Here is a 19633-nt window from a genome sequence, read left to right on the forward strand (position 1 = left end):
TTATAATTCCAGCTTTTCCAGCCGCACTCGCGCCATGGCGTTGCTCGACTCGCATTATCCCCTAGGCCAGCACAATACGTTCCGTTTTGAGGCCACCGCCCGCTATGCCGCCCATGTGCGCACGCCGAAAGACATTCCCGCCGCGCTGGCCGACCCGCGCGTGCAGGGTCTGCCCGTGCTGGTGCTGGGCGGCGGCAGCAACGTCGTGCTCACGCGTGACTTTGACGGTCTGGTGCTGCTGATGGAGATTCCTGGCATCACCACCGGCCGGGCGACGATCGATGGTCGCGAAGTCCACACCGTTACCGCAGGCGGCGGTGAGTCGTGGCACGGCCTGGTCGCACACACCGTCGCCAATGGCTTGCCTGGACTGGAAAATCTCGCGCTGATTCCGGGCACGGTGGGCGCAGCCCCCATCCAGAACATCGGCGCATACGGCGTCGAGATCAAAGACCGCTTCCACTCGCTGCGCGCCTACGACCGCCATGCCGGCGAGTTCGTCACACTTGACGCCGCCGATTGCGCCTTTGGCTACCGCGACAGCCTCTTCAAGCGCGCCGGCGCCGATCGCTACATCATCACCGAGGTGACATTCGCGCTGCCCGTCGACTGGCAGCCCGACACGCACTACGCAGAACTCGCCCGGGAGCTGACGGCGCAGAACATCGCCAACCCCACGGCGCAGGACATCTTTAACGCGGTGGTCGCCATCCGCCGCCGCAAGCTGCCCGACCCGGCCGAGATCGGCAACGCGGGCAGCTTCTTCAAGAACCCCATCGTCGATGCCGCCACGCGCGATGCACTGGTGGAGCGCTTCCCGAACCTTGTGGGTTATGTGCAGCCAGAAGGCACCTACAAGCTGGCCGCCGGCTGGCTAATCGACCAGTGCGGCTTCAAGGGCCGTCAGAGCGGCGCGGTGGGCGTGTATGAAAAGCAGGCGCTAGTGCTGGTGCACCGTGGCGGCGGCAGCGCCGTGCAACTCATGACGCTGGCGCGCGAAATCCAGGATGCGGTCCATGCGCGCTTTGGCGTACGCATCGAACCGGAACCCGTCGTCATCTGATCGCTTAAATCTCCTGGCCGCGCAGGTATTCCTTCTGGATATCGACGGTGCCCTGCTTGCCGACATCGTCGAAATGCTTGCGCAGCCACGCCTTGCCTTCGTGCCGGCCGCGCTCCTTGAGCATGGTCAGGAAGCTCCAGTCCGTCACCAGCTTGGTCGATGAGGACAAATCGCCCAACGGCTTATCGGCGCGGATCGCGTGCAGGTAGATGTACTTCAGGCGATCGCGGTATTCGGGCTTGAGCCAATCCTCGGCAATCAGCTTCTGCACGAAGGCGATGGCGCGCATCTCGCGCAGCAACGACGCGTTGAACGTGATCTCGTTCAGGCGCTCCATCACCTCGTGCGGCTGGTCGGGCACCTCCTTGCGCACGATCGGGTTCACGTGCACGAGCAGGATGTCCTGCGTCTTGGTCTCGTAGAAAAACGGAAACAGCACTGGGTTGCCCATGTAACCGCCGTCCCAATAGTGGTGGCGGTGGATCTCGATGGCCGGGTACAGGTACGGCAGGCAAGCGGAGGCGAGCACAGTTTCGGCGTCGATCTCGGGCGTGTTGAACACGCGCACGTTGCCGGTATTGACGTCGGTGGCGGCCAGGAAGAGCTTGGTGCTTTCGCAGGCGCGCAGCCGGTCGAAATCGACGTGCTGGGCAAGCAAATCGCGCAGCGGGTTGTAGTGGGCGCCCTGGGCCGTGGCGCTGATCCAGTTATCCCATAGGCGCATCCAGTCCGTCACCGGCCAGCTATCGGGAAACAGCGGCTTGCCGGAGAACAGCGTCTTGGCGTTCTCGCCCATGGCAGACAGCGGCGAGCCAGCCGTCGACACCGCCAACCAGAACGCATGCAGCTTCTCGCGTGCCCGCTCAGGGCCGCCTTCCAGCAGGCCGTCGAGCATCACCACCGCGTTCATCGAACCGGCGCTGGTGCCGGTAATGCCCTCGTATGACAAGCGTCCGTCTTCGAGCAGCGCGTCGAGCACACCCCATGTGAACGCGCCGTGCGCGCCGCCGCCCTGGAGCGCGAGGTTGATGTGCTTGCCGTCCGGCTTCCGCATGCTTTTTCCCCCAGATTCAGGCGCCCCCGTGGCGCTGGCCGGATCATGCCCTAAAATGGCGGATTCGACCCTAGACCACCGCTTTTTGCGTTCCGCCTTTACTCCATGACCACCGAAACCTTTGACGGCGTCCGCCTGACCACCAAGGCCAATGTGTACTTTGACGGAAAGTGCGTCAGCCACAGCTTTACCCTGCCCGACGGCACCAAGAAGTCCGTGGGCGTGGTGTTGCCGGCCACGCTGACGTTCGGCACGGCTGCGGCCGAGATCATGGAATGCGTGGGTGGTTCGTGTGAATACAAGCTCGACGGCCCCGACGAATGGAAAACCTCCACCGCCGGTGAAAGCTTCCACGTTCCGGCGAACTCGAAGTTCGATATCCGCGTGACCGAGGCGTATCACTACATCTGCCACTACGCCTAACAGTCAGCCGCCAAATCAGGCACCAGTGGCGATCATTTGAAGAGAAAGACTATGGAAACCATCCTGCAACACGTTCCCGTCGGCCAGAAGGTCGGCATTGCCTTCTCCGGCGGCCTCGACACCAGCGCAGCCCTGCGCTGGATGAAGAACAAGGGCGCGCTGCCCTATGCCTACACCGCCAACCTGGGCCAGCCCGACGAGGAAGACTACGATGCCATCCCGCGCAAGGCCATGGAGTACGGTGCAGAGAAAGCTCGCCTGATCGACTGCCGCCCGCAGCTGGCCAATGAAGGCATTGCCGCCATCCAGGCCGGCGCCTTCCACATCAGCACCGGCGGCATCACGTACTTCAACACCACGCCGCTGGGCCGCGCCGTCACCGGCACCATGCTGGTCGCCGCCATGAAGGAAGACGACGTCAACATCTGGGGCGACGGCTCGACCTTCAAGGGCAACGACATCGAGCGCTTCTACCGCTACGGCCTGCTGACCAACCCGGCGCTGAAGATCTACAAGCCGTGGCTGGATCAGACCTTCATCGACGAGCTGGGCGGCCGCGCTGAAATGTCCGCCTTCATGACGAAGGAAGGCTTCGGCTACAAGATGAGCGCCGAAAAGGCCTACTCGACCGACAGCAACATGCTGGGCGCCACGCACGAGGCCAAGGATCTGGAGCACCTGAACAGCGGCATCCGCATCGTCAACCCGATCATGGGCGTGGCGTTCTGGAAGCCGGAAGTCGAAGTGAAGGCCGAAGAAGTGTCGGTCACGTTTGACGAAGGCCGCCCGGTCGCCGTCAACGGCAAGGAAATCGCTGATCCGGTCGAGATGTTCCTGGAGCTGAACCGCATCGGCGGCCGTCACGGCCTGGGCATGAGCGACCAGATCGAGAACCGCATCATCGAAGCCAAGAGCCGCGGCATCTACGAAGCCCCGGGCATGGCGCTGCTGCACATCGCCTACGAGCGCCTGGTCACCGGTATCCACAACGAAGACACCATCGAGCAGTACCGCATCAACGGCCTGCGCCTGGGCCGTCTGCTGTACCAGGGCCGCTGGTTCGACCCGCAAGCCATCATGCTGCGCGAAACCGCCCAGCGCTGGGTGGCCCGCGCCGTGACCGGCACCGTGACGCTGGAACTGCGCCGCGGCAACGACTACTCGATCCTGAATACCGAGTCGGCCAACCTGACGTACGCGCCCGAGCGCCTGTCGATGGAGAAGGTGGAAGATGCGCCGTTCAGCCCGGCGGACCGCATCGGCCAACTGACCATGCGCAACCTGGACCTGATGGACACGCGCGACAAGCTGGCCATCTACTCGAAGGCTGGCCTGCTGTCGCTGGGCACCAGCAACGCACTGCCCCAGCTGGACGGCGGCAAGAAGTAACAGCCCGCCGATTCAAGGCAAAAAAAGGCCGCTCCGACGTCAATCGGAGCGGCCTTTTTCTATGGCTTCAGCTCAGTAGCGGCTTAGTAGCGCCCGCAGAGCAGGTATTCCATCAGTGCCTTCTGCACGTGCAGGCGGTTTTCCGCCTCGTCCCACACCACGCTCTGCTTGCCGTCGATGACGGCGGCTTCGACTTCCTCGCCGCGGTGTGCCGGCAGGCAGTGCATGAACAGGGCATCGGGTTGCGCACGCTGCATCATCGCCTCGGTGACCATCCAGTCGCCGAAGGCTTTCTTGCGCGCTTCGTTCTCAGCCTCATAACCCATGCTGGTCCACACGTCGGTGGTCACCAGATGGGCACCGTCGCAAGCCTCGAGCGGGCTTTCAAACACGTGCACGAACGGGCGAGCGGAATCGGCCACCATGGCCGGATCCAGCTGATAGCCCTTCGGGGCGGAGAAATGGAAGCGGAAGCCGAGGATCTCAGCCGCCTGAATCCACGTGTACGCCATGTTATTGGCGTCGCCCACCCACGTGACGGTCTTGCCCTTGATCGGGCCGCGCTGCTCGATGAAGGTGAAGATGTCGGCCAGCACTTGGCACGGGTGGTATTCGTTGGTCAGCCCGTTGATGACCGGCACGCGCGAATGCGCGGCAAAGCGCTCGATGATCTCCTGCCCGAAGGTGCGGATCATGATGATGTCGGTCATGCGGGAGATGACCTGCGCAGCGTCTTCGATTGGTTCACCGCGCCCCAGTTGGGAATCGCGCGTGTTCAGGAAGACCGCATGGCCGCCGAGCTGGTGGATACCAGCCTCGAAAGACAGGCGCGTACGCGTGGAATTCTTCTCGAAGATCATGGCCAGCGTGCGGTCGTGCAGCGGGTGCCACGTCTCGTAGTTCTTGAACTTGGCCTTGAGGATCGCGGAACGGTCCAGCAGGTATTCGTACTCTTCCAGCGAAAAGTCCTTGAACTGCAGGTAGTGCTTGATCGAGCTTGGTGGGTTCATAAAACAACGAAGGCGGCCCGCAGATGACGCACCGGAAAGATCCCGTGGCACGTCGCCCTAGCCGCCTTGTCTGGTGAAGATTCAAACCATCATACGGGATCGCTGTCAGTTTGGCGAGTTCCCGCCGGGCGGCTCGCGTTACCATACTGGCGCGGGTGAAAGGCCGATGAAAGTCTTATATAAGATATAATACTGGCTGCCTCGGATGCCTCGATCGTCCGCAAACCGGCACGACAAGCCGGTTCGCCTGGTTCATGAATCGGCAACCGAGCAAGCGCATCATCCGCACCACAAGTGCACCCCGTTCGAACGTTGCGGCACCCGCGCGGTCGAAGCCGTTTGCAAATCTCCACAAGCCCCACGCAGTCCATGGCAGCCTACCCTCGCCAATTCTTTATCCAGGGCGTCACCCGTGACGGAAAGACCTTCCGCCCGAGCGACTGGGCCGATCGGCTGTGCGGCGTGATGGCGCAGTTCCGCCCCGCCGGTGATACTGGGGACCCCCGCCTGACCTACTCCCCTTTCGTGCGCCCCGTCATGTCGGGCGGCATCAAGAGCGTCTTCGTCGACGAGCGCCTGCGCGAGATCGAACCCAAGGCGCTGGACTTCGTACTGAACTTCGCGCACGACAACAACCTGCAGTTGGTCGAAGCCTGCATCCTGCCCGACGAAGGCACGCCGGCCTGAAGCATCGCCGGCACTACTGCGTGCCGGGCGCTCTTTCTAGCGCAGCAAAGCAAAAAGCCTGTCCGAAGACAAGCTTTTTTTATTGCCAGTACTGCTGGCGCGCAACGCAACTGCCGTCACGCCATGCCGGCTAGGCCGGCATCACCCGAACTTAGGCAGCAGCCATTGCCTTGATGGCAGCGGACAGACGCGACTTTGCGCGTGCAGCCTTGTTCTTGTGGACGATCTTCTTGTCAGCGATGCTGTCGATCGTGCTTTGAGCGGTCTTGAATGCAGCAGCTGCAGCTGCCTTGTCGCCACCAGCCACGGCCTTGCGGACGGTCTTGATAGCGGTGCGCAGACGCGAGCGCAGTGCCGAGTTGTGAGCGTTTTGAACGACGGCTTGGCGTGCGCGCTTGCGTGCTTGTGCGGTGTTTGCCATGGAAAATTCCCTGAAGAAACGGTAGCAAGCGCCCCGGGAGACACGGAAGGCCGAAGCGCGCAAATTGGTGAAAGACGGTGATTATACGCAGACTTCCCCATCCAATGCAAACCGTGTTGTGAAATCGCCCGAATGACAGCAGATTGCGGCTTTTGCGGCACTTTTGAGCGCATGGCGAGGCGGTCCCTATAATACGGCCGCAATTGCGCCCTTCCGTCACGTCAGGCGCGAACCCCGCATGGCGCAGCCGGTCAGACCGCCATCGCCGTGTTTGCCTCCCGGACGGCGCCCAACCACGCATTCATCTTGAATCTCCTCAAAACCCTCGCCACGATCAGCGGCCTGACGATGCTCTCGCGCATCACCGGGCTCATCCGCGAAACGCTGATCGCCCGTGCCTTTGGCGCCTCGGTCTACACCGACGCCTTCAACGTCGCCTTCCGCATCCCCAATCTGCTGCGCCGGCTCTCGGCCGAGGGGGCGTTCTCGCAAGCTTTCGTGCCGATTCTGGGGGAATTCAAGAACCGCCAGGGTGAGCATGAAACGCGCGCGCTGGTCGATTCTGTGGCCACGGTGATGACGTGGTTCCTGGTGATCATCTCGGCGCTGGGCGTGATCGGCGCGCCGTTGATCGTCACCGCCGTGGCGACGGGCTTCAAGGAACACGAGAGCCAGGCCTATATCTCGGCGATCTTCATGACGCGGGTGATGTTTCCGTACATCGGCCTGGTGTCCCTGGTGGCGCTGGCCTCGGGCATTCTGAATACGTGGCGGCAGTTTGCCGTGCCCGCCTTCACGCCGGTACTGCTGAACCTGTCGTTCATCGTGGCGGCGGTGTTCGTAGCGCCGTTTCTTGAGACGCCCATCTATGCGCAGGCCTATGCGGTGATGGTGGGCGGCATCCTGCAGTTGGCGATCCAGGTTCCGTCGCTGCGCAAAGTGGGGATGTTGCCGCGCGTGTCGTTCAACGTGCGGGCGGCGTGGCACCATCCGGGCGTGCGGCGCGTGCTCAAGCAAATGCTGCCGGCCACACTGTCGGTGTCGGTGGCGCAGATCAGTCTCATCATCAATACCAACATCGCGTCGCGCCTGCCGGCGGGCAGCGTGTCCTGGCTGAACTACGCAGACCGGCTGATGGAGTTCCCGACCGCGCTGCTGGGCGTGGCGCTGGGGACGATCCTGCTGCCGAGCCTGTCCAAGGCCAGCGCAGAAGATCACCGTGAAGAGTATTCCTCCCTGCTCGACTGGGGCCTGCGGCTGACGGTGCTGCTGGCACTGCCATCGGCGGTGGGGCTGTTCGTCTTCGGGGCGCCGCTCACGGCCACGCTGTTCCACTACGGCAAATTCACGGGCATGGACGTCGAGATGACGCGTCAGGCACTGACGTCCTACGGCGTCGGGCTGGTCGGCCTGATCGTCATCAAGATCCTGGCGCCGGGCTTCTATGCGCGGCAGGACATCCGCACGCCGGTGAAGATCGCGCTGGTGGTGCTGGCGGTCACGCAGCTCTCCAACTACGTCTTTGTGCCGGTGTTCGGCCATGCCGGCCTGGCGCTGTCCATCAGCTTTGGTGCGACCATCAATGCGGCGCTGCTGTTCTTCGGACTGCGCCGCCGCGGCTACTACCACCCGCTGCCGGGCTGGGGGCTGTTCCTGGCCCAGGTGACGTCGGCCGTGCTGCTGCTGGCCGGCCTGCTACTCTGGCTCGCACACAATTTTGATTGGGTGGGATTGGGGGGCAAGCCGCTCGTGCGCATCGCCTTGCTGGGGGCAAGCCTGGTCCTGTGCGCGGTGGTGTATTTCGGTACACTGTGGCTAACCGGTTTGAAGTTCTCCACGTTCAGAAAGAAGGCGATCTGATGACCACCAAAGTCCTCGATTATTTTTCGGCCCTGGTCGCGGACGACGACAGCATTCCCCTCACCGAAACCGCCCTGTCCATCGCACAGGACGCGTATCCGGACCTGGACCTGCAGGCGGAGCTGGCAGCCATCGACGTGCTGGTCGCGCGGATCAAGAACCGCGTGGCCGAGGGCACGCCGGCCATCCAGCGCTTGCGCCTGCTCAATCAGTTCTTCTACCGCGAGCTGGGCTTCGGGCCCAACGCCAACGATTACTACGACCCCGAGAACTCCTACCTGAACGCCGTGCTGCAGAGCCGGCGCGGCATCCCGATTTCATTGGCGGTGCTGCTGATGGAGATCGGCCAGCAGATCGGCCTGCCGCTCAAAGGCGTGTCCTTCCCGAATCACTTCCTGGTGCGGATGAGCATTCCTGCCGGCGAAGTCGTGCTCGATCCGCTGACGGGGCAAACGCTGTCGAAGGAAGAACTGCAGGACATGCTCGACCCGTACCTGGAAAAGGAAGGCATCGAAGACCCGAACTCGGTGCCGCTCGGGGTGTTCCTGCAGGTGGCGACGCACCGGGAGATCATCGCGCGCCTGCTGCGCAATCTGAAGGCGATCTATCTGCAGGAATCGCGCTGGCAGCGCTTGCTGGCGGTGCAGCAGCGGCTGGTGATTCTGCTGCCGGATTCGATTGAAGAAGTGCGCGACAGGGGGCTGGCCTACGCCAACCTGGAATGCTTCCGGCCCGCGCTAGAAGACCTGGAAGCCTACGTGGACGCCCGGCCCGACGCGGCCGATACGGCCAAGCTCAAGGAGCGCATGCCAACGCTGCGCGCCATGAGCAAGAACCTCAACTAACGCTTACTTCTGCACCACCGCGCCGCGACGGCGCTTGAGCAGCTTCCACAGCCCGCCCAGCATCAGCGGTACAATCGCCGCGCCCAGGCCGATGAGCACGATGGTGTTCAGATGGTCACGCACCATCGGCAGATTGCCGAAGAACACGCCTGAAGCCACCAGCAGACCGACCCACAGCACGGCGCCGATCATGTTGAAGAGCTGGAATTTGGCAAACGTCATCTTCGACACGCCGGCCACGAACGGCGCGAACGTCCGCACCACCGGAATGAAGCGCGCCATCACCAGCGTCTTGCCGCCGTGGCGCTCATAGAAGCCGTGCGTCTTCATCAGCGCTTCGTGGTCGAGGAAGCGGATGTGACCGTCAAACACCTTGGGGCCGATCCATGAGCCAACGAAGTAGTTGACGGTGTTGCCTGTTGTGGCGGCAATCACCAGCAGCACGATCAGCAGCCAGGCATCCATCTGGCCGGTCGCGCACATGGCGCCGGCAATGAAGAGGAGCGTATCGCCCGGCAGGAAGGGCAGCACCACCAGGCCGGTCTCGGCAAACACAATGGCAAACAGCAGCACATACACCCACGCGCCGTACTGCTGAATGAGCAGGCCCAACGATTTGTCGACATGCAGCACGATGTCGACCAATTGCATCACGATATCCAAACCATCCCCCTAAGCGAGCGGGGAATGATACCGGATGCGACTTAGATTTCCCCTAGCCCTTGGTGGGGGCATCGGGGCTTGCGTCCGTACGCTGCACAAGGTGTGACATTTATAATGCTGCGATGAATTCCGCCCCTGATTCCGTCACCCTCGCCGCCGCCCCCGCCCGCCGCCCCATCCGCCCGCTTCCCGATCAGCTGATCAGCCAGATCGCGGCCGGTGAGGTGGTCGAGCGGCCGGCCTCCGTGGTCAAGGAACTGCTGGAAAACGCGCTGGATGCCGGTGCAACGCAGCTCCAGATCAAGCTGGAAGAAGGTGGCGTGCGGCGCATCGCCATTACCGACAACGGCGGCGGCATTCCGGCGGGCGAACTGCCCGTTGCGCTGATGCGGCATGCGACCAGCAAGATCGGCTCGCTGGAAGAGCTGGAATCGGTGGCGACGCTAGGGTTTCGCGGCGAAGCGCTGGCCTCGATTGCCTCAGTGGCGGAATTGACGCTCACCTCACGCACGGCCAATGACGCGCACGCCACGCAAATCGTCGCGCAAACGGGGCGCGCGCAGCCGGCTTCAGGCGGCGTCGGCACCACGGTCGATGTGCAGCACCTGTACTTCAACACGCCCGCACGCCGCAAATTCCTGAAGACCGAGCAAACCGAGCTGGGTCATTGCATGGAAGTGATCCGCCGCACCGCGCTCGCACGGCCCGATGTGGCCATCTCCGTGCATCACAACGGCAAGCCGTTGGAGCACTGGAATGCCACGCAGGCCGACAGTCGTACGGCGGCTGTGCTCGGTACAGACTTCGCCCGTGCGCGCCTGCCGTTCGAAGAGCAAGCCGGCGAGCTACGCATCTTCGGCTTTGCCGGCCTGCCGACCGCCTCGCGCGGCCGGGCGGACCACCAGTTCTTCTACGTCAACGGCCGCTTCGTGCGCGACCGCCTGCTCACCCACGCCGTGCGCAGCGCTTACGAAGACGTGCTGCACGGCGACCGCTTCCCCGCCTATGTGTTGTGCCTGGAGCTGCCGCCCGAAGCCGTGGACGTGAACGTGCATCCGTCCAAGATCGAGGTGCGCTTTCGCGACAGCCGAGCGGTGCACCAGTTCGTCTATCACGCAATTCAGCGCGCGCTGTCACGCCACGCGGGCGAACAGGGCGACAGCCTGCGCACTGACATCGCGGATGCACCGGGCATTGCGGCCACGCCTTCGCCCGCCGACAACACGACGCGCTGGATCAACCAGATGGCTGCGCGGCAAACGTCGCTCGGCATTGCGCAACCGCGTGCGGAATACCTGTCGATGATGCGTGGGGACAGCACGCCAATGCCGTCGAGCCGCCCGGCGTGGATGGCGGACGTGCCAAGCGCTGCAACGCTGTTCGACGGCAGCACCGCAACCGCCGAGGCGCCCATTTCCGCGCCTGCAGCTCCGAGCGCAGAAACGGAATCCGATGACGATGCTCACCCGCTCGGCTTCGCGGTCGCCCAACTGCATGGCATCTACGTGCTGGCGCAGAACACGCGCGGCATGGTGCTGGTCGACATGCACGCCGCGCACGAGCGCATCCTCTACGAACAGCTCAAGACTGCCCTGGAAGCCAAGCGCGTCGAGGTGCAGCCGCTGCTGATTCCCGTCACGTTTGCTGCAAGCCCGGTGGAAATTGGCACCGCCGAGGAGTTCCGCGACACGCTCACGCTGCTGGGCTTCGACATCTCCGCTGTATCACCCACCACACTGGCGGTGCGTTCTGTACCGACACTGCTGCAAAAGGCCGACGCACAGGCGCTCGCCCGCGACGTATTGCGCGATCTGCAGGCCTACGGCGGCTCGCGTGTGCTGGCCGAGCGCCAGAACGAACTGCTCGCCACGCTCGCTTGCCATTCCGCCGTGCGCGCCAACCGCCGTCTGAACATCGACGAAATGAACGCGCTGCTGCGCCAGATGGAAGCCACCGAACGCGCCGACCAATGCAACCACGGTCGCCCGACGTGGATCCAGCTCACTGTGGCTGACCTGGACCGCCTGTTCCTGCGTGGCCAGTGAGTTTGTGATGACCGCGTCTTCTGTCACCCCGCCACGCGCCGTCTGCCTGCTTGGGCCCACCGCATCGGGAAAAACCGCCGCCGCGCTGAAGCTGGCCGAGCGCTGGCCCGTCGAAATCATCAGCATGGATTCCGCGCTGGTGTATCGCGGCATGGACATCGGCACCGCCAAGCCCAGCCGCGAAGAGCAGGCCGTCGCGCCCCATCACCTGATCGACATCATCGATCCGCTCGACGCGTATTCCGCCGCGCAGTTCGCCACCGATGCCAACGCACTGATCGACGCCATCCGCGCACGCGGCAAGCTGCCGCTCATCGTTGGCGGCACGATGCTGTACTACAAGGCGCTCACGCAAGGTCTCTCCGATTTGCCCGGCGCCGATCCTGCCATCCGCGCCGAGATCGACGCCGAAGCCGCACGCGATGGCTGGCCCGCGCTGCACGCCAAGCTCGCGCTGGTCGACCCCATCACCGCTGCACGGCTGCATACGACCGATGCCCAGCGCATCCAGCGTGCGCTGGAGCTGTATCGACTGACGGGCCAGCCGATGTCGGCGCTGCTTGCGCGCGAGGTCGGTGCAAACGCGTTCCAACAGCACGAAGCCGCTGCGCCATATTTAACGATTGCACTGGAGCCGTCGGATCGCCTCGTGCTGCATGCACGCATCGCACAGCGCTTCGATGCCATGCTCGCCGGCGGCCTGCTCGACGAAGTGGAAGCATTGCGCCGTCGTGGCGATCTTTCGCCCACGTTGCCGTCCATCCGCTGCGTGGGCTATCGCCAGGCGTGGGCCTACCTGGATGGCGAGATCGACATGGCTGCCCTGCGCGAACAAGGCATCGCGGCCACACGCCAGCTCTGCAAGCGCCAGATCACGTGGCTGCGCAGTACGCCCGAGCGGCACGTGGTCGATTGCCTCGCCCCCGATTACGTCGACCAGGTCGCGCGCCTAGTCCAAACCTCACTGGAATCGCCATCACCACAATGACAATTGCTGATACCGCCACCACGTTCACGCTGCGCCCCGCCACGCCGGATGACTGCGCCGCGCTGGTTCGCCTGATCTCCGCATTGGCCGAGTACGAGAAGCTCACGCACCTCGTGCAGACCACGCCCGAGGCGCTCGCCACCATGCTGTTCGGCCCGCGCCCCTATTGCGAGGCGGTGATGGCGGAAGTCGAAGGTCAAGCCGTCGGCTTTGCGCTGTTCTTCCACAATTTCTCGACGTTCCTCTGCAAGCCGGGCCTGTATCTGGAGGACCTGTTTGTCGAGCCGGAACATCGTGGTCTTGGCATTGGCAAGGCACTGCTGATTCACCTCGCACGCCTGGCGCAGGAACGCGACTGCGGCCGCTTTGAATGGAGCGTGCTCGACTGGAACGCACCGTCCATCGCCTTCTATGAAGCCATGGGCGCCGACGTGCTGCCCGAGTGGCGCATCTGCCGCGCCACCGGCGACGCGCTCGGCACGATGGCCGCCATCCCCATGCCTGCTGCGCTGGCAGCGTAAGGCCAGACGCTCCACATTCGGCTCCCGAATTTGACCGCAAGCCCCGGAGTGTCACGTGCGCGCCGGGCGCCTAACCTTCGCTCCATCAATCACCACGTTGATGGAGCGAACCATGAATACCCCTACCACGCTGCACTACGCCATCGGCACGAGCACGCTCAGCCAAGTGCTGGTGGCCGCTGCCAGCGACCGTGGCATCTGCGCCTTGCTGCTCGGCGATCAGGCGGATGCATTACGCGCGGAACTCGCCGCGGCGTTTCCCAATGCGGTACTGATGCGTGACGATGCCGCACTCAGCGCACAGTTAGCGCAGGCCATTGCGCTGGCGGATGCACCGTCCGGCCACTTTGACGGTGCACTCGACATCGGCGGCACGCCGTTCCAACGCCGGGTCTGGCAGGCACTGTGCGACATCCCCGCGGGCAACACCACGACCTACACTGAAATTGCGCAGCGCATCGGCCAGCCCGGCGCGGTGCGTGCCGTTGCCAGCGCATGCGCTGCCAACGTGCTGGCCATCGCCATTCCATGCCATCGTGTGGTGCGCACCGACGGCGGCCTGGCGGGCTATCGCTGGGGCATCGCGCGCAAGCGCGCATTGCTCGCCATGGAGCACCACGCATGACTCGCACACACGTCGACACCATCGATTGGACCGCCGCAGAAGACGCGCTCAACGAGGTCGGCAGCGCCGTACTGCCCGGCCTGCTCACGCACGACGAATGCGATGCGCTCACCGCCCTCTACCCGCGCGACACGCTCTATCGTTCGCGCGTGGTGATGGCGCGCCACGGCTTCGGCCGCGGTGAGTACAAGTACTTCGCCTACCCGCTGCCCGACCGCATCGCGCAGTTGCGCACCGCGCTGTATCCGCTACTCGCGCCCATCGCCAACCGCTGGAACCAAGCGATGAGCATCGACGTGCGTTACCCCGCTGCGCATGCCGATTTCCTGCGCCGCTGCCACGAGGCCGGCCAGTTGCGCCCGACACCGTTGATCCTGCAGTACGGCCCCGGTGACTACAACTGCCTGCATCAAGACCTCTACGGCGAGCACGTCTTCCCGCTGCAGGTAGCGATCCTGCTGTCCGAGCCCGGCGTCGACTTCACCGGCGGCGAATTCGTCATGACCGAGCAGCGGCCGCGCATGCAGTCGCGCCCCGAGGTCGTACCGCTGCGCAAAGGCGATGCGGTGATCTTTGCCGTGCACCACAGGCCCGTACCGGGCACGCGCGGCGTGTATCGCGTCAACATGCGCCACGGCGTGAGTCGCCTGCATTCGGGACAGCGGCATACTGTGGGCATCATCTTCCACGATGCCCTGTGAGGCCGAGCGCATGACAACCGGCGATCTCTTTGCCGATCAGGAACACGCTGACGACACGCGCATCGTGCTCGGGCCAGCGTCGTTCGTACTGCGCAGCTTTGCGCTGGCTGACGCGCCGGCGTTGCTCACCGCCGTGGAGGCCATCGTAGAGCGGGCAGCGTTTCGCCACATGGTCACGCCGGGCGGTCTCGAAATGTCGGTGGCGCTCACCAACAGTGGCTCGCTGGGCTGGACGTCAGACCGCCGCGGCTATCGCTACACCACGCACGATCCGTTGACCAACCAGCCATGGCCACCCTTGCCCGACGTGTTTCTGCGCCTCGCACACCGTGCTGCAGCCGAAGCGGGCTTCCCTGGCTTCACGCCTGACGCCTGTCTCATCAACCGCTACGTGCCCGGCACGCGGCTGTCGCTCCATCAGGATCGCGATGAGCAGGACTACGGCGCGCCCATCGTCTCGGTGTCGCTCGGTATGCCCGCCATCTTCCTGTTCGGCGGGCACAAACGCGCGGACAAGACGCAGCGCGTGCCACTCTTCCACGGTGACGTCGTCGTCTGGGGCGGCCCTGACCGCCTGCGCTATCACGGCGTTGCACCACTCAAGGAGCACGCGCATCCGCTGCTGGGCGCGCAGCGCATCAACCTCACCTTCCGCAAAGCCGGCTGACCGCATTGACCACCCCATGACCATCGCCGCCGATCTGTCCGACGACGCTTACACGCGTGCAGCAGATTTCCTTGCGTCGCTCGACGACGACTGGGCTCGCCACGTCGCCGCCATTGGCCCGTGCCGCCACGCCGCCAAACCTGCACGCGAACCGTATGAGGCGCTCGTACGGGCCATCGCGTATCAGCAACTGCACGCAAAAGCCGGCGACGCCATCCTCGGTCGATTCCTGGCGCTCTACCCCGGCGTGGGCTTTCCGTCGCCCACGCAACTGCTGGCCACCGACGAGGCAGCACAACGCAGCTGCGGTTTCTCGGCCACCAAACTGGCGACGATTCGTGGCATTGCACAAGCCGCGCTCGACGGCGTGGTGCCCACGCGTGATGCGGCGCTCGCCATGCCAGACGAAACGCTCATCGAACGGCTCGTCACCCTGCGCGGCGTCGGCCGCTGGACGGTCGAGATGCTGCTGATCTATACGCTGGAACGCTCTGACATCCTGCCCGCTGATGACTTTGGCGTGCGTGACGGTTACCGCCGCCTGAAACGCTTGGAAACCACGCCCACGCGCAAGCAGATGGCAGACATCGGCCGGGCGTGGAGCCCCTACCGCACAATCGCCGCGTGGTACCTCTGGCGGATGCCGACCAAGTGACACACCCGCCGCACCGAATTTGACCGCAAGACGCGGAGTGTCCCTGCCGGGGCACGCGCCTACAGTACAGGCATTGATCTCAGGAACCTGACGCCATGTCCAACCTGCCGCTCTCCGTCGAAGACGACCCGCGCTGGGCCCGTGTGCTCGCGCGCGATGCCTCCGCAGACGGTGCGTTCGTCTATGCCGTGAAGACCACTGGCGTGTACTGCCTGCCGAGCAGCCCATCGCGCCTGCCGCGCCCGGAGAACGTGGAGTTCTTCGACACCGCCGCTGACGCCGAGGCCGCCGGCTACCGCCCGAGCCGCCGCGCCAGCCCCGACCAGACCACCGCACGCGCACAGCAGAGCGCCTTGGTCGCGGCTGCCTGCCGCCGCATCGAAGCATCGGACACACCGCCCTCACTTGACGTGCTAGCGCGGGACGCCGGCCTCAGCACGTATCACTTCCATCGGCTGTTCAAGAGCGTGACCGGCCTGACCCCCAAGGCCTATGCAGATGCCCACCGGGCACGCAAGCTGCGCGCACAGCTGGGGCGCGGCAGCTCCGTCACCGAAGCCATCTACGACGCGGGCTTCAACGCCAGCAGCCGCTTCTACGAGGCCTCCGACCACGTGCTCGGCATGACCGCCAGCCGCTACCGCGCGGGCGGCGCGCAGACCACGATCCGCTTTGCTGTGGGCGAGTGCTCGCTCGGTTCGATTCTGGTGGCACAAAGCGACCGGGGCATCTGCGCGATCCTGATGGGTGACGACCCGGATGCCCTCGTGCGCGATCTGCAGGACACCTTCCCCAAAGCCGAGTTGATTGGTGGTGACGCGGGTTTTGAGGATTTGGTCGCCAAGGTCGTGGGCTTGATTGAAGCGCCTTCCCTTGGGCTGGATCTTCCGTTGGATGTGCGCGGCACAGCCTTCCAGGAGCGGGTGTGGCAGGCGTTGCGCGAAGTGCCGCCGGGCAGCACGACCAGCTACGCGGAGATTGCGGAGCGCATTGGGTCTCCCAAGGCGGTGCGCGCGGTGGCGCAGGCGTGTGCGGCCAACCACATCGCCGTGGCCATTCCGTGCCATCGCGTGATCCGGCGCGACGGCAATACCTCCGGCTACCGCTGGGGCGTGGAGCGCAAGCGCGCGCTGCTGGAGCGCGAAGCGCATGCCGAAGCCATGCCTGTGGCGTGAACACCTGGACGCTGCTGAGCGCCGACGGGCAGCCCTATGAGAGCGCCGTGCCCGGCACGCTGGGCGGGCATCGGCGCGCGCGCATCTATGGCCGGCTCGATTGCCGCGCGGCCCGCCAAGCCATCGCGCGGGGCGGCTACGTCCAGCATCGTGTGTTCTTCCTGAACGAAGCCGACGCGCGTGCCGCCGGCTATCGGCCTTGCGCGGTCTGCATGCCACAGGCGTACGCAGCGTGGAAAGGATCGATGCATTGCGGGTAAAGTCGCGGTCTTATCTCCGAACCCACGCTCCGCGCGCCATGATCAAACCCCTGTTTCTTGCCGTGCTCGCCGCCGTTGTGCTGGCGGGCTGCGGCCGCTCCGACGACGCACAGAAGTCCGCTGCACAGGTACCCGCCCCAGCTTCTGCTCCCGTCGCAGCACCCGCGAGCGCGCCTGCAGCCAGCACTCCCGAGCTCAGTGAAGCCGAGCAGGCCAAGGCCGCAGACATCGCCCGCGCCGCGATTGAGAAATACAAGCTGACCAGCCTGTCGCCCGAATGCCTGTCGTTCATGGCCGGGCTGGAAGACGACACGCACTACAACGTTGAAGTGCTGGAAAACCACACGCCGGCTTGCGGTGGCGATCCGAACACCGCGCCCCACGTGGTCACCCTGCTGATCGACAAGAACACCGGCGCACTGCAGAAAGACGACCCGGCAAACGGCGATTACGTGCCGCTGAAATAAGCTGCCGGCTCCTTGCTACCCTAGCCTCAAGCAACCCGCCGGCGGCGGCTCAGTCGAAGTCCGTCACGGATATTGAGTCCAATCAGCGTCACGTTGATGGCGCCGGCCAACAACTCAACGGCCTGCACGGCATAGAACGCGCCATCGAACATACCGGCTTGCGCCCGCACCGACAGGAAGATCGCCGCCGGCACCAGAATCAGCAGGCCGTTCGCCGCAATGAACGGCATCCGCCTGCGCTTGCCAACCAGTAGTGGATGCTGGCCTTTCGCGCCCATGGCGAAACCGGTAGCGCCGGTGACCATCATGGCCGGCACGAACACCAGCAGCGCATAGGCGATGCCCTGCTTGACCTGCGCGACGGCCGCCGCCGACAGGAACAACTCGGCGACGACCGTCGAAGTCCAGAACGCCGACAGAAACAGCAGGCACAGCACCGCTGCGGTTGCATGGACTTTACGCTTCATATTCATCCTCCTTGCGCGTCGCCGCGTAGACATCGACCATGGCGGCCAGAACGCTCTCGGCCGTTTCCAGATCCGTGCCCTTGAATGCGGCTGCCGCTTGGGTGGCGTGACGGTTCCAGCGCGCGTCGATCGCGCCGAACGTGGCCCGACCGCTCGGCGTCAAGTCGTACAGCGACGATCGCTTGTGCATGGGGTTGGCGTGCGCCGCCATCAGCCCGTCCTGGACGAGCGCGTTGAGTTGCTTCTGGGCACCTTGCCGGGTCATCCCCATGCGGGCCGCAATCTGTGGCGCCGTCAGCGGCTGATTGGCCAGGGCGATGGCACCGAGCATCTGCCATCGCGCCGTGCTCAGCCCCTCGACCGAGGCGAACGCATCCCCCCAATCGGTCAGTGCCCCGTTGAGCCGGAATACGGTCAAAACGAGATCGGTCAGTTGGTCTGCCTTGCTACGCGACATGTTGGTGGGTCTCCGCAATATGGAAACAAGTTACCATCATGGTAACTGGTTGTCAAATTGCCCACAACACAAGTGCATAAAAAAACCGCCGAACACGTCGGCGGTTTTTGTTGGACGCAAACTTCGCGTCAGCGCATCAGACAACGATCGTCTGCGCTTCGCCCGGCTGGCGCGCGCGGATCTCGCCGATCTGGTAGACCGTCTCGCCCGCGTCCTTCAGGTGGGCGATGGCTGCCGGCGCATCCGCTGCCGACACGATCACGACCATGCCGATGCCGCAGTTGAACACGCGGTGCATTTCGTCATCGGCCACGTTGCCGGCCTTCTGCAGCCATTGGAACAGCGGCGGCAACGTCCAGGCGTCCTTGTGCAGCACGGCGGTCAGGTTGTCCTGCAACACGCGCGGCACGTTTTCGGTCAGGCCACCACCGGTGATGTGCGCCATGCCCTTGACGGTCAGCTTCTCGATCAGCGACAGCAGTGGCTTCACGTAGATGCGCGTTGGCGCCATGATGGCGTCCTGCAGGCGCTGGCCGTGGAAATCGGCATTCAGGTCCGGGCGCGACACCTCGATGATCTTGCGCACCAGCGAGTAGCCGTTCGAATGCGCACCCGACGAGGCCAGGCCCAGCACCACATCGCCCTCGGCAATGGTGGTGCCGTCGATGATCTTGCGCTTTTCAACCGCGCCGACGGCAAAGCCGGCCAGGTCGTATTCGCCGTCCGGGTACATGCTCGGCATTTCAGCGGTTTCGCCGCCGATCAGCGCGCAGCCGGCCAGTTCGCAGCCCTGGGCGATGCCCTTGACCACGGTGGCCGCGGTGTCGACGTCCAGCTTGCCGCAGGCGAAGTAGTCCAGGAAGAACAGCGGCTCGGCGCCCTGCACCAGGATGTCGTTCACGCTCATGGCGACCAGATCCTGGCCGACCGTGTCGTGACGGTTCAGTGCAAAGGCCAGCTTGAGCTTGGTGCCCACGCCGTCGGTGCCGGACACCAGCACAGGCTCCTGGTACTTCTTGGACAGCTCGAACAGCGCGCCGAAGCCGCCGATGCCGCCCAGCACGCCTTCGCGCATGGTGCGCTTGGCAAACGGCTTGATGCGGTCAACCAGGGCGTCACCCGCCTCAATGTCGACGCCTGCGTCACGGTAAGACAGGCCTGCGGATGGGGTTTCGGAAGCGCTCATGCTG

General features: G+C 64.4%; 23 protein-coding genes. 16 read left to right on the forward strand and 7 right to left on the reverse strand.

The window, feature by feature from the left end:
• Positions 1-34 precede the first annotated feature (34 nt).
• A complete protein-coding gene (gene murB, locus V6657_RS13200) occupies positions 35-1063 on the forward strand; it encodes a UDP-N-acetylmuramate dehydrogenase (protein ID WP_048934997.1) in 1029 nt (342 codons plus the stop codon).
• Positions 1064-1067: 4 nt separating this feature from the next.
• On the opposite strand, the gene V6657_RS13205 is transcribed toward murB, so the two are convergent.
• Positions 1068-2117 (reverse strand): patatin-like phospholipase family protein, encoded by a 1050-nt coding sequence (locus tag V6657_RS13205; protein ID WP_048934998.1) that lies wholly within the window; start codon positions 2115-2117, stop codon positions 1068-1070.
• 105 nt (positions 2118-2222) lie between these two features.
• Between V6657_RS13205 and V6657_RS13210 the strand changes: the two genes are divergently transcribed.
• Positions 2223-2540, forward strand: a complete 318-nt coding sequence (locus V6657_RS13210; protein WP_048934999.1) for a pyrimidine/purine nucleoside phosphorylase — start codon at positions 2223-2225, stop codon at positions 2538-2540.
• Between the two features lie 51 nt (positions 2541-2591).
• Positions 2592-3929 (forward strand): argininosuccinate synthase, encoded by a 1338-nt coding sequence (gene argG / locus V6657_RS13215; protein ID WP_021195855.1) that lies wholly within the window; start codon positions 2592-2594, stop codon positions 3927-3929.
• 83 nt (positions 3930-4012) lie between these two features.
• On the opposite strand, the gene argF is transcribed toward argG, so the two are convergent.
• On the reverse strand, positions 4013-4939 hold the full coding sequence (gene argF / locus V6657_RS13220) for an ornithine carbamoyltransferase (RefSeq protein ID WP_048935000.1): 927 nt from the start codon (positions 4937-4939) through the stop codon (positions 4013-4015).
• A 369-nt stretch (positions 4940-5308) separates the two neighbouring features.
• On the opposite strand from argF, the gene V6657_RS13225 reads away from it, so the two are divergent.
• Positions 5309-5626, forward strand: a complete 318-nt coding sequence (locus V6657_RS13225) for a DUF3579 domain-containing protein (RefSeq protein ID WP_048935001.1) — start codon at positions 5309-5311, stop codon at positions 5624-5626.
• A gap of 151 nt (positions 5627-5777) precedes the next feature.
• Here V6657_RS13225 and rpsT read toward each other — a convergent pair whose 3' ends face one another.
• Entirely contained in the window at positions 5778-6047 is a 270-nt protein-coding gene (gene rpsT, locus V6657_RS13230; protein WP_021195858.1) for a 30S ribosomal protein S20, read from the reverse strand.
• Positions 6048-6353: 306 nt separating this feature from the next.
• Here rpsT and murJ point away from each other — a divergent pair, with 306 nt between their 5' ends.
• Both murJ and V6657_RS13240 read left to right on the forward strand, forming a co-directional pair.
• Positions 6354-7907 (forward strand): murein biosynthesis integral membrane protein MurJ, encoded by a 1554-nt coding sequence (murJ, locus tag V6657_RS13235; protein WP_048935053.1) that lies wholly within the window; start codon positions 6354-6356, stop codon positions 7905-7907.
• Positions 7907-8752 (forward strand): SirB1 family protein, encoded by an 846-nt coding sequence (locus V6657_RS13240; RefSeq protein WP_048935002.1) that lies wholly within the window; start codon positions 7907-7909, stop codon positions 8750-8752. The genes murJ and V6657_RS13240 overlap by 1 nt, the downstream gene beginning before the upstream one ends.
• Positions 8753-8755: 3 nt before the next feature.
• Here V6657_RS13240 and V6657_RS13245 read toward each other — a convergent pair whose 3' ends face one another.
• Positions 8756-9403 (reverse strand): VTT domain-containing protein, encoded by a 648-nt coding sequence (locus V6657_RS13245; protein WP_048935003.1) that lies wholly within the window; start codon positions 9401-9403, stop codon positions 8756-8758.
• 134 nt (positions 9404-9537) lie between these two features.
• Between V6657_RS13245 and mutL the strand changes: the two genes are divergently transcribed.
• The 10 genes from mutL to V6657_RS13295 all read left to right on the forward strand — a co-directional run bounded on the left by mutL (position 9538) and on the right by V6657_RS13295 (position 17519).
• Positions 9538-11460 (forward strand): DNA mismatch repair endonuclease MutL, encoded by a 1923-nt coding sequence (mutL, locus tag V6657_RS13250; RefSeq protein ID WP_048935004.1) that lies wholly within the window; start codon positions 9538-9540, stop codon positions 11458-11460.
• A gap of 7 nt (positions 11461-11467) precedes the next feature.
• Positions 11468-12448, forward strand: a complete 981-nt coding sequence (gene miaA, locus V6657_RS13255; protein WP_048935005.1) for a tRNA (adenosine(37)-N6)-dimethylallyltransferase MiaA — start codon at positions 11468-11470, stop codon at positions 12446-12448.
• Positions 12445-12969 (forward strand): GNAT family N-acetyltransferase, encoded by a 525-nt coding sequence (locus tag V6657_RS13260; RefSeq protein WP_137884908.1) that lies wholly within the window; start codon positions 12445-12447, stop codon positions 12967-12969. Before miaA ends, V6657_RS13260 begins: the two co-directional genes overlap by 4 nt.
• A 112-nt stretch (positions 12970-13081) precedes the next feature.
• The gene (locus V6657_RS13265; RefSeq protein ID WP_048935007.1) at positions 13082-13594 is read left to right on the forward strand and encodes a methylated-DNA--[protein]-cysteine S-methyltransferase; all 513 of its coding nucleotides are present in this window, start codon (positions 13082-13084) and stop codon (positions 13592-13594) included.
• Positions 13591-14295, forward strand: a complete 705-nt coding sequence (locus V6657_RS13270; RefSeq protein WP_048935008.1) for a 2OG-Fe(II) oxygenase — start codon at positions 13591-13593, stop codon at positions 14293-14295. Before V6657_RS13265 ends, V6657_RS13270 begins: the two co-directional genes overlap by 4 nt.
• A gap of 10 nt (positions 14296-14305) precedes the next feature.
• Positions 14306-14962, forward strand: coding sequence for a DNA oxidative demethylase AlkB (alkB, locus tag V6657_RS13275; RefSeq protein WP_048935009.1), 657 nt, complete (start codon positions 14306-14308; stop codon positions 14960-14962).
• 16 nt (positions 14963-14978) lie between these two features.
• Positions 14979-15617: a DNA-3-methyladenine glycosylase gene (locus V6657_RS13280; protein WP_048935010.1), complete on the forward strand. Its 639-nt coding sequence runs from the start codon at positions 14979-14981 to the stop codon at positions 15615-15617.
• Positions 15618-15712: 95 nt separating this feature from the next.
• A complete protein-coding gene (gene ada / locus V6657_RS13285) occupies positions 15713-16792 on the forward strand; it encodes a bifunctional DNA-binding transcriptional regulator/O6-methylguanine-DNA methyltransferase Ada (RefSeq protein WP_048935011.1) in 1080 nt (359 codons plus the stop codon).
• Positions 16789-17052 carry an Ada metal-binding domain-containing protein gene (locus tag V6657_RS13290; protein ID WP_048935012.1) on the forward strand — a complete coding sequence of 88 codons (264 nt, stop codon included), beginning with the start codon at positions 16789-16791 and terminating at the stop codon, positions 17050-17052. Before ada ends, V6657_RS13290 begins: the two co-directional genes overlap by 4 nt.
• A 38-nt stretch (positions 17053-17090) precedes the next feature.
• Positions 17091-17519: a hypothetical protein gene (locus V6657_RS13295; RefSeq protein WP_048935013.1), complete on the forward strand. Its 429-nt coding sequence runs from the start codon at positions 17091-17093 to the stop codon at positions 17517-17519.
• 26 nt (positions 17520-17545) lie between these two features.
• Here the strand turns inward: V6657_RS13295 and V6657_RS13300 are convergent, their stop codons facing one another.
• From V6657_RS13300 to purM, 3 genes are all read right to left on the reverse strand, one after another.
• Positions 17546-17986, reverse strand: coding sequence for a hypothetical protein (locus tag V6657_RS13300; protein ID WP_048935014.1), 441 nt, complete (start codon positions 17984-17986; stop codon positions 17546-17548).
• A complete protein-coding gene (locus V6657_RS13305; RefSeq protein WP_048935015.1) occupies positions 17976-18443 on the reverse strand; it encodes a MarR family transcriptional regulator in 468 nt (155 codons plus the stop codon). The genes V6657_RS13300 and V6657_RS13305 overlap by 11 nt, the downstream gene beginning before the upstream one ends.
• Before the next feature lie 136 nt (positions 18444-18579).
• Entirely contained in the window at positions 18580-19629 is a 1050-nt protein-coding gene (gene purM, locus V6657_RS13310; protein WP_048935016.1) for a phosphoribosylformylglycinamidine cyclo-ligase, read from the reverse strand.
• Positions 19630-19633 lie beyond the last annotated feature (4 nt).

Source organism: Ralstonia sp. RRA, assembly GCF_037023145.1.
Lineage (GTDB): Bacteria > Pseudomonadota > Gammaproteobacteria > Burkholderiales > Burkholderiaceae > Ralstonia.